11 protein-coding genes are annotated in these 12,900 nt (G+C 69.8%); 3 read left to right on the top strand and 8 right to left on the bottom strand.

The window, feature by feature from the left end:
- The first annotated feature begins 2 nt into the window (after positions 1-2).
- Positions 3-899: a hypothetical protein gene (locus LY12_RS00360; protein WP_253852530.1), complete on the top strand. Its 897-nt coding sequence runs from the start codon at positions 3-5 to the stop codon at positions 897-899.
- 137 nt (positions 900-1,036) lie between these two features.
- On the opposite strand, the gene LY12_RS00355 is transcribed toward LY12_RS00360, so the two are convergent.
- The 4 genes from LY12_RS00355 to LY12_RS00340 form a co-directional block, all read right to left on the bottom strand.
- Positions 1,037-1,651 (bottom strand): protein-L-isoaspartate(D-aspartate) O-methyltransferase, encoded by a 615-nt coding sequence (locus tag LY12_RS00355; protein WP_253852529.1) that lies wholly within the window; start codon positions 1,649-1,651, stop codon positions 1,037-1,039.
- Positions 1,652-1,674: 23 nt separating this feature from the next.
- A complete protein-coding gene (locus LY12_RS00350; protein WP_253852528.1) occupies positions 1,675-2,043 on the bottom strand; it encodes a plasmid stabilization protein in 369 nt (122 codons plus the stop codon).
- A gap of 157 nt (positions 2,044-2,200) precedes the next feature.
- A complete protein-coding gene (sbnB, locus tag LY12_RS00345) occupies positions 2,201-3,277 on the bottom strand; it encodes a 2,3-diaminopropionate biosynthesis protein SbnB (protein ID WP_253852527.1) in 1,077 nt (358 codons plus the stop codon).
- A 98-nt stretch (positions 3,278-3,375) separates the two neighbouring features.
- A complete protein-coding gene (locus LY12_RS00340; protein ID WP_253852526.1) occupies positions 3,376-3,990 on the bottom strand; it encodes a TetR/AcrR family transcriptional regulator in 615 nt (204 codons plus the stop codon).
- Positions 3,991-4,083: 93 nt separating this feature from the next.
- On the opposite strand from LY12_RS00340, the gene LY12_RS00335 reads away from it, so the two are divergent.
- Positions 4,084-5,133 carry an NAD(P)-dependent alcohol dehydrogenase gene (locus LY12_RS00335; RefSeq protein ID WP_253852525.1) on the top strand — a complete coding sequence of 350 codons (1,050 nt, stop codon included), beginning with the start codon at positions 4,084-4,086 and terminating at the stop codon, positions 5,131-5,133.
- Positions 5,134-5,440: 307 nt separating this feature from the next.
- Entirely contained in the window at positions 5,441-7,393 is a 1,953-nt protein-coding gene (locus tag LY12_RS00330; RefSeq protein WP_253852524.1) for an arabinofuranosyltransferase, read from the top strand.
- A gap of 44 nt (positions 7,394-7,437) precedes the next feature.
- Here LY12_RS00330 and LY12_RS00325 read toward each other — a convergent pair whose 3' ends face one another.
- The 4 genes from LY12_RS00325 to LY12_RS00310 are packed head-to-tail and all read right to left on the bottom strand — an operon-like array spanning position 7,438 to position 12,829.
- Positions 7,438-8,742 (bottom strand): TRAP transporter large permease, encoded by a 1,305-nt coding sequence (locus tag LY12_RS00325; protein ID WP_253852523.1) that lies wholly within the window; start codon positions 8,740-8,742, stop codon positions 7,438-7,440.
- The gene (locus LY12_RS00320) at positions 8,742-9,254 is read right to left on the bottom strand and encodes a TRAP transporter small permease (RefSeq protein ID WP_253852522.1); all 513 of its coding nucleotides are present in this window, start codon (positions 9,252-9,254) and stop codon (positions 8,742-8,744) included. The genes LY12_RS00325 and LY12_RS00320 overlap by 1 nt, the downstream gene beginning before the upstream one ends.
- Before the next feature lie 9 nt (positions 9,255-9,263).
- Positions 9,264-10,298: a TRAP transporter substrate-binding protein gene (locus tag LY12_RS00315; RefSeq protein WP_253852521.1), complete on the bottom strand. Its 1,035-nt coding sequence runs from the start codon at positions 10,296-10,298 to the stop codon at positions 9,264-9,266.
- A gap of 11 nt (positions 10,299-10,309) precedes the next feature.
- Positions 10,310-12,829 (bottom strand): glycoside hydrolase family 31 protein, encoded by a 2,520-nt coding sequence (locus tag LY12_RS00310; RefSeq protein ID WP_253852520.1) that lies wholly within the window; start codon positions 12,827-12,829, stop codon positions 10,310-10,312.
- Positions 12,830-12,900 lie beyond the last annotated feature (71 nt).

The following is a 12,900-nucleotide window of genomic DNA, read 5'->3' as shown; positions in this document are numbered from 1 at the left end:
CGATGACCGTGTTCAAGAAGCCGTTCACGCTGGCGGTGCTCGTCGCCGTCGCGCTCGCGGGCTGGGCGGCGGTCAGCGGCGGGCTCTTCGACGGTGCCGTCGCGAGCACGCTCCGCAGCTCGTCGGTCTACTCGGCCGCGGACTACGACGTCGATCGGGCCGAGGCCGAACGGGTGATCGGCAACCGCAAGCTCACCGTCGGGTTCCTCTCCCCCGGCGAGGACGCGGGCGAGGTGTGCGACGACGTGGCGGGCGCCGCCGACGGCACCCTGTTCGTCGCCATGACCAGGGAGGGCGGCGACTGGTCGACCTACGGGTGCAGCCACCACACCGACGAGATCGGCCAGGCCATGGTCGCCGAGTCGGTCATCGCGCGCGGCACGGGCGTGTTCGTCGACCGGCCCATCGAGACGTTGAAGGTCATGGTCGTCAACTTCGACCAGCTCGTGCGTTCCGGACACGTGCCCGACGGACCGCGGACGATCGATCCGCCGCTGCCGCGGTATCTGCTCGCCGGGGCGTTGCTCGCTGCCGTCGCGGCAGGTTCGGCGGTGGCCTACGCCGTCGCACGGGCCGTCGGCAGGCGGGCGGCGGCCCGCCGGATCGAGGCCGAGACCGGCGACGACGCCCGCAGCGTGCTCAACGCCGAGACCGGCGCGGTGTCCCGGACGATCATCGACCTGGACAAGGCGTACGCCCGTGCGGCCCGCGGATCGGCGGCGCCGCAGCGGAACTTCGTCACCGGCTACCGCCGCCTGATCGACGAGTACGTCGCGTTCACCCGCGAGGTCGCGGCAGCGGGCGAGGACGACCTCGACCCCCTGGTCGAACGGGCACGCGAACTGCACCGCAAGGCCACCCGGCTGGAGACCGAGGCCCGGGGCGTACGCACGAGGTGATCATCCGTAACCATCGCGTATCCGGATGATCCGGTGTGTCCGGATGATCCGGCGTGTCCGGTGACCGTGGCCGGCGCGCGCTGGACTGCTTGGCGGCCTGCGCGCGGATCTTGCTCGTCGACGCGTCACCGGATGGGTCACTGATCGCTGGTCAGCGGCACGAACGCGACGGGCATGAGATGCTCCCGCCGCCCGTTGTGCACCCGCACGAGCTGCCCGGCTCCCGCGGTGCCCACCGGGCAGACCAGCCGCCCTCCCGGAGCGAGCTGGTCGAGCAGCGCGCGCGGGATGTCGTCCGCCATGGCCGCCACGGACACGGCGTCGAACGGGGCCCGGTCCGGGGCGCCGCGGGTGCCGTCCGCGTTCCGCACCTCGACGTTGTCGTGCCCGAGTTCCGCGAGCAGCTCCCGTGCACGACCGGCCAGCGCCGGGTGCCGTTCGATGGCCACGACCCGACCGGCGCACAGCGACAGCACCGCCGCGGCGTATCCGGTCCCCGCCCCCACTTCCAGCACATCGTCGTCGGGGGCCAGGGCCAGGGCCTCGGCCATACGGGCCACCATGTCCGGCGCCGAGATCGTCTGGCCTTCGCCGATCGGCAACGGGCGGTCATCGTAGGCTTCCCCGGCGTGGTCCGGGTGGACGAACCGTTCGCGCGGGACCACGGCCATGGCCTCGAGTATCCGTGAATCGGTGACCCCGGAACGCCGCACCCGCTCCACCATCGCCTCGCGGCCGCGCACCATGCTCATTCCGTGCGACTCGATGTGCCCACTCAACGTGCCCGGGCGAGCCGCTGTTCGAGCTGCGCCTTCGTCATCTTCGAGCGGCCACGGATGCCCTGCCGTTTGGCGTCGGCGTACAACTGTGCCTTGGTGCGGCCTCCCGGGCCCGAGCCGGATCGCAGACCTCCGCGGCGCGGAGCCGAGATGTCCTCGGTGGCGGTCGTGCTCCGCTGCTCGGCCTCCCCGCTGCGAGCGCGTTGCTTGTTCACGGTGCGGGCCGCGATCTCCTCCGCGCGGTCCCGTGCGACCCCTCGCCGCTCCTGGGAGGCTTCGATGTGTTCGTACTGGCGCTCGGCCTTCGCGCTCCACTCCTGCTCGCGCGGGTTTCGCCGCTGACGCCGAGCCGTCTGGCGTGGCATGGCTGAACCATTCCCTTCGCCGAAGCGTGTCGCGTCACCCGTTGGCCTACCCTGCGACTCCACCCTCCAATCACACCGTCGAGAACCGCGTGTTCTGCAGTCAGCCGCGTGTGTTCTGCATTCGGGTCGGCGTGTACTGCGTTCCGAATCGCCGACGTCACAGTGCGAAGAAATCCCCCACCACGTGGCCACCTTCGCGGGCGGCGACCTCGTCGTGGACCCAGCCACCGACCGCGACGTCGAGCACACCCAGGCCGAACGGGGAGAAGATCGCCGCCTTCCCCGGTTCCTTCGCGAGGTCGCCGCGCACGACGTCCGCGATCGTGCCGTGGACGAACTCCCGGTGGCCGACCTGCTGCTCGGCGAGGTGGAGCGAGGTCTGCTCCCGCACGGCGTGGTCGACGTCGTCGGTGACGTTGGTGGCGGTGAGCACGAGCTCGGGCGCGAAGTCCCGCAGGGAGAGGTGCAGTACGACCGGAGCGTCGGCGAGCAGCGCGGGATCGGTCAGGTGCGGCGTCCCGGCCACGGTGGCGACGACGACGAGGTCGGCACCGGAGAACGCGCCGGCGACGTCGTCGACGACCGTCACCGGCGCGGCGGGCCCGTCCGCGGCGAGCACCTCGGCGAACCTCTCGGCATTACCGCGGTCGGTGTCGAACAGCGCGAACTCGCCGACGTCCCACGACAGGTCCCGCAGGAACATCCGCACGTGGTCGCTGATCAGACCGGTGCCGACGAAGCCGACCTTGCCAGCCGCACGACGGCCGAGCAGTTCCTGCGCACCCAGCACCGCGGAGGCCGCCGTGCGCGTCGCGGAGACGAGTGAGGCCTCCAGCAGGGCGTACGGGTAGCCGGTGTCGTAGTCGTTGAGCACCATCACCGCCGACGCCCTGGGAAAGCCGTGGGCGACGTTTCCCGGGTAGCTGGCGATCCACTTGATGCCGGCTCGCGGGCCGACTCCGGATCGCGGACCGGCCCCGGAATCGGAGCCGGAATCGCCGTCGAGGAACGCGGGCAGTGCGATGATCCGGTCCCGGGGCCGGTCGGGAAAGCGGAGGAAGCTGGAATGCGGGTTCGCGCTCGCGCCGTCGGCGTGAGCCAGATAGGCGTCGCGGACGGACTCCAGCGCTCCTTCGCGGTTCCCCTCGATCGTCGCGGTCACGTCCGCGGCGCCGATGATGCGCAACCCCTCGGGAGGGGCGGGTGCGGTCTGCGCGGGCGGATGTTCGGACACGGGTGGTCCTCCTCGTCGGTCGGGGTGCAGCCGGTAGTCATCGTGCCCTGACTCGGACCGGCGACGACGGACAGGCGCGACCGGACCGGAGCAGGTGCTCAGTGGCCGCCGGAGCCGATCCGGTGTCCCTCGATGGCGAGCCGGGCGGCAGCGACGGATTTGCGCACCACCAGCTCGGGCGCATAACCGTGCTTCGAGAACACCCCGTCGAGCCAGAACATGCCGTACCCGTGCGCCTGAGTGAACAGCTGCTCCATGAGCTCGAGCGCGCTCTCCGGCCGGTCGGACACCGCCAGGCACAGGGTGAGGAACTGGTCGGTCAGGCGCCGGGTCTCGTCGGTCAGCTCCGGGTACTCGCGGGCCTGGAGTCCGCCGGCATAGATGACGTTCATCCCCGCACGCCGTTCGATGACGTACCCGGTGTAGGCACCAGCCGCCGCGGCGAGCGCGTCCGCCGGGTCGGACATCCCTTCGGCGGCCGCGGCGACCCGGTCGGCGAGCTGACTCGCGACGGCCGTGGCGACGGCGGCGAGCAAACTCTCCCGCTCCGGGAAATGCCGGTACGGCGCCCCCGGACTGACCTGCGCGCGCCGGGCCACCTCGGCCACCGAGAACCCGGTGACGCCCTGTTCGGCGATGAGGTCGAGCGCGACGCGCACGAGCTCGTCGCGACGCTCCCCGCGGTGGTGCCGGTCGCCCATGGCCTGGATCACATCTCTCGATCGGAATATGTAAGACCCCTCTTACGTCGAGATGTAAGAGGGCCCTTACTTCGGGGCACGTGATCGAGTATCGCAGGAGTTCTGATGAGCACAACGACGCACGCCATCGCCGCACCCGGCCCGGGAGCACCGCTCGAACGGACGACGATAGAACGGCGTGAGCTGCGTCCCGACGACGTCCTGATCGACATCGCCTACGCAGGCATCTGCCACAGCGACATCCACCAGGCACGCGGCGAATGGGGCGAGGCGATCTTCCCCATGGTTCCGGGGCACGAGATCGCGGGCACGGTCGCCGCGGTGGGATCGGCCGTGACCGGCCACCGCGTCGGTGACCGGGTCGGGGTCGGCTGCATGGTCGACTCGTGCGGTGAGTGCGAGTACTGCCTGGCCGACACCGAACAGTTCTGCGTCAAGGGCAACGTCCAGACCTACAACGGCGTGGGCTTCGACGGCGAGAACACCTACGGCGGGTACAGCAGGCAGATCGTGGTCCGCGACGCCTTCGTGTGCCGCATCCCGGACGGCATCGGCCTCGACGTCGCCGCCCCGCTGCTCTGCGCGGGCATCACCACCTACTCACCGCTGCGCCAGTGGGGTGCGGGCCCCGGCAAGAAGGTCGCGGTCGTGGGCCTCGGCGGCCTCGGCCACGTGGCGGTGAAGCTGGCCGCGGCCATGGGCGCCGAAGTGACGGTGCTGAGCCAGAGCCTGAAGAAGCAGGAGGACGGCAAGCGGCTCGGCGCGACCGAGTACTACGCCACCGCCGACGAGGCGACCTTCGACGTGCTGCGCGGGCGGTTCGACCTGATCCTCAACACCGTCTCGGCCGAGATCCCCATCGACGCCTACCTCGGCCTGCTGCGGGTCGGCGGAGCGATGGTGAACGTCGGCGCCCCCGGCGAGCCGTTGGCCTACAACGCGTTCTCGCTGATCGCCGGCAACAAGGCGCTCGCGGGTTCGATGATCGGCGGCATCGCCGAAACGCAGGAGATGCTGGACTTCTGTGCCGAACACGGGATCGGCGCCGACATCGAAACGATCGCGGCGGCGGACGTCAACACCGCGTACGAACGCGTGGCGGCCAGCGACGTGCGTTACCGCTTCGTGATCGACACCGCGACGATCGGCGGCTGATCGCGTCACCGGTGGCCCGGCGGGTGCACCCGCCGGGCCACCGGTGAGGGCCGGCCAACCGTCCACTGTGGTCAACTGCGGGGGACACCTCGCGCGCCGGCACCGTTCACGGCCCCTGCGTCCGGCCCCAGCCTCACCCCATGCAGTGATGACGTGGCTCGGCGCCCGGCGCGACCCCTCGGCGCCACCGCCTCACGGCGGCAGCATGGTCCACGACCCCGGCGAGTAGCCCGGCCGCGTCCCCGGCGACGGCCCGGCGTCACATCACCCGCTCGGCCGGACACCCGGCGGCTATAGGGTGCCCCGCGTGAGTACCAGCGGGCTGGGAGCCGACGTGAACAAGGACGTGGACGAGGACGGTCTCGAAACGCAGGAGACCCCCGTGGCGACCACGACCGGACCGGGTCCGCTGCGGCGGCTGATGCGCGGCATCGGCCCCGCCACGACGGCCGTGACGTGCTACGTCGCCGCGATGGCGCTGTCGTGGCTGCTGATCGACCTCGCCGATCTCAACCCGCTCAGCCTCCGCGGGGCGGTCACCCCGGTCGCGGTCGGTGCGGTGATCGCCGTCGTCGCGATCGCCCTCGCGGCGCGCTTCGCGTCCGACCGGCTCACGGGGGCGGTCGCCGGCCTGTACTCGGGCTGGATCGGCCTGGTGCTCATCAACGCGCTGCACGGCACGCCGTTCGGCCACAACGAGCTGCACAACTGGGACACCCTCCGGATGTCGGCGCTGGCGAACCGGCTGACCACCACGTGGGGCAGCACCGATGCGTTCCTGCCGGGGCTGCCCTCGGAATACCCCGTGCTGTACCCGTGGTTGGTCGCGCGGGCCTCCGAACTCCTGGGCAGGCCCACCTGGACCCTGGTCGGGGACATGGAGGTGCTGTTCATCTCGGCCGCGGCGCTGGTGGCCTTCCTCCTGTGGCGCCGGCTGACGAGCGCGCCCGCCGCGCTGGCCATGGCCGCCGTCGCACCGGTCGTGTTCATGCACGGCCACAAGAGCTACGAGATCCTCACCCTCGCGGTGTTCGTCCCGTGGGCACTGGCCACCTTCGCGGGTCTGTCCCGAGAACGGGGCGGGTTGCACTGGCTTCCCGCGGGCATCATCGGCGGGCTGTTCGTCTGCACCTACACCGGCTATCTGATGTTCGGCGTGATCGGCGGGCTGGCGCTCATCGCCGCACGACTGCTGCGCCCGGACCGCAAGCCGTATCTGCTGCATCTCCTCGGCGTGCTGGTGACGTCGGTCGTCGTGTCGTCGTGGTACGTCTTCCCACTGGTGTGGGCCTACCTCACGCAGACGCGCAACGTCGTCGCCGACACCTACCCGAACATCGTCATCGGCGAAGATCCGGTACCGCTTCCGTTCCTGGAGGTCACCCCGATCGGGCTGCTCGCGCTCGCGGGACTGTTCGGCATGTGCTGGTACCGCGCCCGCGAATGGTGGGCACAGCCCATGCTGCTGCTACTCGGCGGGATTTACCTGTACTGGGCCATCTACATGACGCAGCTGGTGGGCAACGGGCACACCGGGTTCCTCGTGAAGACCCCGCGCATGATCACCATGGTGCTGGTGACCGCGGGCGTGCTCACGCTCGTGCGCGCGGCGAAACCGGTGGCCGCGGCACTGCGGCTCACCCTGCCGCGCGGCGTGGGCGTCGCCGCGCTGGCCGTGCTGCTCGTGTCGTCGGGTCTCGTGGCCTGGGACAAGTGGACGCCGGGCAACCCCAAGGGCTTCGCCGACGCCGAACCGCACGTGCCGCACTCCGAGGTCACGCCGAACCCCGCGCTGTTCGCCCACATGCAGCCGGGGCCGGACGGCCGGCCTTCCGAGTTCATCCCGCCCGACCTGGTGGCGATGCCGATGCCCGCGGACCGGATCGCCGCCGAGGTCGAGGCGCGGCTCGGCGCCGACGCGAGGCCGATGTCGCTGTCGACGGACATGCGGCTCTACGCCTACGAGCTCTGGTGGGGCTACCTGCAACGCGGGCACTACTCGGCGAACAGCCTCATGCGCTACACCGAGCGGTCGGCGGAACTCGACAAGCTCGCCGCCATCGACGATCCGAGGCGGTTCGCCGCCGCGTCCGCCGACACCCGGTTCGGCGGCATCGACGTCTTCCTGCTGCGCAAGAACCCCGACGGCTGGTACTTCAACAGCCGCGTCACCTTCGACCCGGCGTCCTTCCGCGGCGACGCGTTCGACGTCGTCGACGACCTGCCGGCCGGCCTCGTACTCGCCGTACGGACTCCGTGAGGCGGCGGCGTCACTCGAGCTGCGGCGTCACTCGAGCTGCGGCGTCACTCGAGCAGTCCCATCACGCCCGGCAGCCCGAGTGACAGCGCGGGCACGAACGTGACGGCGAGCAGCACCACGATGAGGCCGGCGAAGTACGGCAGCAGCTTCGGCACGACCTGCTCGATCGACACCCCGCTCACGCCGGTCCCGACGAACAGGACCGAACCCACCGGCGGCGTCATGGTGCCGATGCACATCGCGAGGATCAGCACCATGCCGAAGTGGACGGGGTCCATGCCGAGCTCCTCGGAGATCGGCAGCAGGATGGGCGTGAAGATGAGGATCGCCGGTGTGATGTCCATGAACGTGCCGACCACCAGCAGCACCAGGAGCATCAGCAGCAGGATGACCGCCTTCGAGTCGGCGACCGACAGCAGCGTGTCCGTGATCGCCCCCGGGATGCCGGTGTAGGCCATCACCCAGGACATGCCCGCGGACGCGGCGATGAGGAACATGACGATGCCGGTCGCGGTGACCGTGCGGGTCACGACCTCCGTGAAGTCCCGCCACGACATGCTGCGGTACGCCAGCGCGAGCACCAGGGTGTACAGCACGGCGATGCCGGCACCCTCGGTCGCGGTGAAGACGCCGAACACGATGCCGCCCACCACGACGACGATCAGCAACAGGCCCGGCACCGCACGGAGCAGCACCCGCGCCGCCGCGGCCATACCGACGCGGCCCAGTTTCGGATACCGCTGCCGCCGCGTGAACACGTACGCGATCGCCATGATCACGAGGCCCATGAGGATGCCCGGTACGTAACCGGCCATGAACAGGGCCGAGACGGACACCCCGCCCGCGACGGTCGAGTAGACGATCGCGGCCGTCGTCGGCGGGATGAGCAGCCCGGTCGGAGCCGACGCGACGTTCACCGCGGCTCCGAACGCGGGGTCGTAACCCGCCTCCTTCTGCCGGTCGTGCAGCGTGCTGCCGACCGCGGCGGCCGACGCGACGGCCGAGCCGGACAGCGACCCGAACAGGGTGTTGGCGAGCACGTTGGTGTGCGCGAGCGCGCCGGGCACCCGGCCCACCGCGACGAGCGCGAGGTCGACGAGCCTGCGTGCGATGCCGCCGGTGTTCATGATGTTGCCCGCGAGGATGAACAGCGGGACGGCCAGCAGCGAGAAGCTTTCGATGCCCACGTTCATCTGCTGGCCGACGATGTAGGTGGCGTCGTCGACCGGCAGGAACATCAGTGCGGTGACCAGCGAGGCGACGCCCAGCGAGACCGAGATCGGCACGCCGGAGAACAGCAGGATGAAGAAGGCGCCGAACAGGATGGTGGCGGCGGTCAGAGCGCCCATCAGTCTGTCCCCTCCGTCTCGACCGGGACCTCATCGGTGAGGTCCTCCCAGATGTTGAGCACCTGCGCGAACACGATCGCGGCACCCGCGATCGGCCCGATCGTGTAGACCAGGCCGCGGGAGATCCCCAGCAGCGCCGAGTAGTTGGTGGCCGCGCTGAGCGCGAGCATCGTGCCGCCGATGACCAGCACGACGACGGCGAACACCAGCACGAGGACGTCCGTGCCGACGATCAGCGCGCGCTGCATCGGGGGCGCGAACTTGTCCCGCAGGAACAGCAGCGACATGTGCTTGCGGTGCAGGAAGGCGTACGCGGCGCTGATCATCGACGTCCAGATGAGGGCGTAGCGCACGAGTTCCTCGGTGAAGGCCGCGGGCGTCCCCAGCACGTAGCGGGTGAACACCTGGTACAGCACCAGCAGGGTCATGACGACGAGCAGGGCACCGGCGAAGGCGGCGAGGACGCCGCCGAGCAGCCGCCGCACCCGGTCCAGACGATCGCGTGTGGTCATAGGAGATCCTCAGTCCCTTCCCGACTCGATGACGGAGAGGAGCTGCGCGACCTCGGGGTACTCCTCGGCGTACCGGTTCACGACCGGCCGGGTGGCTTTCCGGAAGGCCTCGGTGTCGACGTCGGTGATGAACCGGACGCCCATCTCCTTCGCCTCGGCGATCGACTCGTCGATGCGCTCAGCCCACGCGGTCTTCTGCCGTTCGGTCGAGGCGCGGGCGGCCTCGGAGAGCAGTTCCTCGTCGGCCGGGGAGAGCCGGTCCCACGTCTCGGTGCTGATCACCAGGACGTCCGGGATCCAGGTGTGCTCGGTCATCGAGAACACCTTGGACACCTCGCCGTGGGCGCTGTCGGTCAGCACCGTCTCGTTGCTCTCGGCGCCGTCGATCAGGCCGGTCTGCAGCGAGGTGTAGGTGTCGCCGAAGGCCATCACGACCGGTGCCGCTCCGAGCGCGCCGACGAAGTCGGTCTGCGACCGCATGTCCTGCACCCTGGTCTTCAGTCCGCGCAGGTCCGCCGGCTCCCGCACGGGCGTGTTCCGGGTGTAGAACGACCGCGCGCCCGAGCTGTAGTAGGTGAGGCCGAGGAATCCCTTGTCGGCCGTGGAGTGGAAGTAGTTCGCCATCTCCTCCGAATCCATCACCTCGTAGAACTCCTGCTCGGAGTCGAACAGGTACGGCAGGCCGAAGGTGTGGTAGCCGGGGTCGTAGGTCGCCAGCCCCGGCGCGCTGACCCGGGTCATGTCGACGATGCCCTCGTGGAGCTGGCCGAGCACGTCAGGTTCGGCGCCCAGTTGGCCGTTGCCGTAGATCTTCACCACGATGCGGCCGCCGCTGCGCCGCTCGACGTCCTCGGCGAACGAGGCGAGCGCCTGCGAGGTGACGTGGTCGTCGCCGAGGTTGTTCGCCAGGGTCAGCACCAGCGGGTTCTGCTGCGTCGCCTCGGCGCTCGTCCGCGCACCCGATGCAGGCGCGCACGCGCCCACGGCCGTCACGAGGATCAGGGCCATGATGCCGCTCATGCCGCTGATCAGTCGGTTCCTCATGCCTGCCTTCCTCACATGCCGATCATGTCGACGGGCTCGAACGAGACGTCGACGGTGAGATCACCGCCGGGGTCGGGGGTCTTGATCAGCACGGATCCGAGCCCGATGTCGTAGTGCCAGCCCGTCTCCGCGGCGTCGAACCGGCCGCGGTGCAGGTACTGCGGGAGACGCTCGCCGTCGAGGTCCACCCGGTGCGGGCACTGCCCCGGCCGTACGACGTCGAACAGCAACCGCTCGACGGAGCTGCGGTGGTCGCCGCGCCGCGACAACTGCAGGCGCACCCGCTCGCCGGCGCTCATGCGGATCTCGGTCTCGCGGAACGCGCCGTGCTCGTGAGCCCGAGTGAGACCGTCGTCCTCGTAGAGGGTGAACCGGCCGTCCCGGTCCGGGACGCAGATCAGCCGCAGGTCCGTCACCTCGTCACGGGTGAGGCTGTCCAGCCGGTTCTCCGCCAACGGCACGATGCCGCCGCCGCGCAGGAAAAACGGGATCGAGCCCAGGTCCACCGGCTTCGCCACGACCCGGCCGCCCTCGTGGCGCTCCCGGGTCCAGAAGTCGTAGAACACCTCGCCCGCGGGCAGGCGGACGCTGCGGGTTCCGGCGCCCGGGGCGAGCACGTTCGCGACGAGCAGCGAGTCGCCGAGCATGAAGTCCTCGAAGACCTCGTCGACGGCCGGATCGTTCTGAAAGACACTGACCAGCGGCTCCATGATCGGCCCGCCGGTCGCCGCGGCCCGCGCCGTGAGCGAGTACAGGTACGGCGACAGCCGGTAGCGCAGCTTGATGGCGTCCCGCACGTAGTGCGTGTGGTCGGGGTACATCCACGGCTCGGTCACCGTGTTGTCGGAGTTGACCGAGTGGATCGACAACCGCGGCTGGAAGACGCCGTGCTGCACCCAGCGGACCAACAGCTCCGGCTCCGGTGCCGGCCCGTGGAATCCGCCGATGTCGCAACCGTGGTGCGGAAAGCCGGACAGGCCCATCCCGAGGATCGTCGCGACGTTGTGCCGCAACGACTCCCACGACGTCGAGTTGTCACCCGCCCAGCTCTGCGCGTAGCGCTGGATGCCGGCATGACCGGAGCGGCACACGATGAAGGGGCGGGCGTCGGGAGCCGTCTCCGCGACGGCGTCGCGGGTCACGTGGCACATGAGGTTCGACATCACGCTGCGCAGCCGGCCGATCGTGGCGCCCGCGCCCTCGAAGTCCACCCGGGAGTCGGTGTCGACGATGCCGTCGTACTCGCAGTTGTCGTTCCACACCGACGTGGTGCCCTTGCTCAGCACGGCGTCGGTGAGCCACCGCCGCCACGCGTCCCGCGCGGCGGGCTTGGTGAAGTCGACGAATCGGCCCGGCCCGCCCCACCAGGCGCCGACCGCGGGGCCTTCGCCGGCTGCCTCGGCTGCGTCGGCGCTGCGGGTGACGAAGACGTCCTCACCGCGGAACTCGTCGATTCCGGGATGGACGTCGAGAACCCCGGGCTTGACGTTGGGTGACACCGTGATGCCGCGCTCGGCCATCGCGGCGAAGAATCCCTCCGGATCGGGGAAACGACGCTCGTTCCACGTGAACACGCACCGTTTCGGCCCGGTCTCGGTGTCCTGTGTGGTGTAGCCCGAGGAGAGCTGGAACCCGTCGACCGGGATGTCCTCTTCCCTGGCGGTGTCGATGAAATCGGTGATCGCCCGGTCGCTGTCGGCGTCCACTTCGGAGTAGTACATCGACGAGGCCAGGTATCCCAGCGCGTACTTGGGCAGCAGCGGCGGCCTGCCGGTCAGTGTCGTGTAGCGCTGCACCACGTCCCGCATGCCCGGGCCCGCGATGAGGAAGAGGTCGATGTCGCCGCCGTCGGCGCGGTAACGACTGTGCGGGGGCCAGTAGTTGCTCCGCTGCCTGCCGAGGTCGAATTCGCAATCGTAGGTGTTGTGGTAGAAGTACCCGACCGCTTTCCGGTTCTCCCGGTTCAGTTTGAGATAGAACGGAATGTGCTTGTACAGCGGATCGGTTTCGCGCGGATCGTAGCCGAGCGCGTCCTTCGGGCTCATCGTGATGAGCTGCTGCGCCTTGTTCAACCGGCCCGTGGTCTCACCGAAACCGTAGAAGGCGTCGTCGGGGGAGATCTCGCTGGTGTGACTGCGGCGCCCGTTCGCATCGGCCAGATAGCCGAGGCCGACGACGTCGGAATGCAGCAGCGTGCCCTCGTGGTCGTGGACGCGGATCCGGAACGGGTCCTTCTCGATGTCCACTCGCAGGTTCCCGCCGGTCATCCGGACCCGGTCGCCCAGGTCGTCGAGCTCGAACGGCGACGGCGTCACCCGGGTGCGCTCGGCCCCGAAGAACTCGTCGAGCCGGTCCGGCCACGCCGTCGTGGTCAGCGTGTACGACTCCTCGGCGAACTCGCCGTCGAAACCGGCGCGAATGCGCAGAATGCCGTCGGCCACGACGATGATCCGGATCTCGACGCCGTCGGTGTGAATCCGGACCCACTCGCCTGCCCGCTGCACTCGCTCGACTCGTGATGTGACACGCACGGGAACTTCTCTCGATCCGACGAATTGCTTACTGTCACCGGAGGCGGCACCTGCACCCACTCCGGCGCGGA

The sequence above is a fragment of the Prauserella alba genome (assembly GCF_024171735.1).
GTDB lineage: Bacteria > Actinomycetota > Actinomycetes > Mycobacteriales > Pseudonocardiaceae > Prauserella > Prauserella alba.
The sequence above is the reverse complement of the archived record's forward strand: the minus strand, read 5'-3'. Positions and strand labels throughout refer to the sequence as shown.

What these genes read in the sequence shown, in the direction of transcription:
- LY12_RS00360 (WP_253852530.1), top strand. Translation starts at nt 3, where the DNA reads ATGACCGTGTTCAAGAAGCCGTTCACGCTGGCGGTGCTCGTCGCCGTC.
- LY12_RS00355 (WP_253852529.1), bottom strand. Translation starts at nt 1,651, where the DNA reads ATGAGCATGGTGCGCGGCCGCGAGGCGATGGTGGAGCGGGTGCGGCGT.
- LY12_RS00350 (WP_253852528.1), bottom strand. Translation starts at nt 2,043, where the DNA reads ATGCCACGCCAGACGGCTCGGCGTCAGCGGCGAAACCCGCGCGAGCAG.
- LY12_RS00335 (WP_253852525.1), top strand. Translation starts at nt 4,084, where the DNA reads ATGAGCACAACGACGCACGCCATCGCCGCACCCGGCCCGGGAGCACCG.
- LY12_RS00325 (WP_253852523.1), bottom strand. Translation starts at nt 8,742, where the DNA reads ATGGGCGCTCTGACCGCCGCCACCATCCTGTTCGGCGCCTTCTTCATC.
- LY12_RS00320 (WP_253852522.1), bottom strand. Translation starts at nt 9,254, where the DNA reads ATGACCACACGCGATCGTCTGGACCGGGTGCGGCGGCTGCTCGGCGGC.
- LY12_RS00315 (WP_253852521.1), bottom strand. Translation starts at nt 10,298, where the DNA reads ATGAGGAACCGACTGATCAGCGGCATGAGCGGCATCATGGCCCTGATC.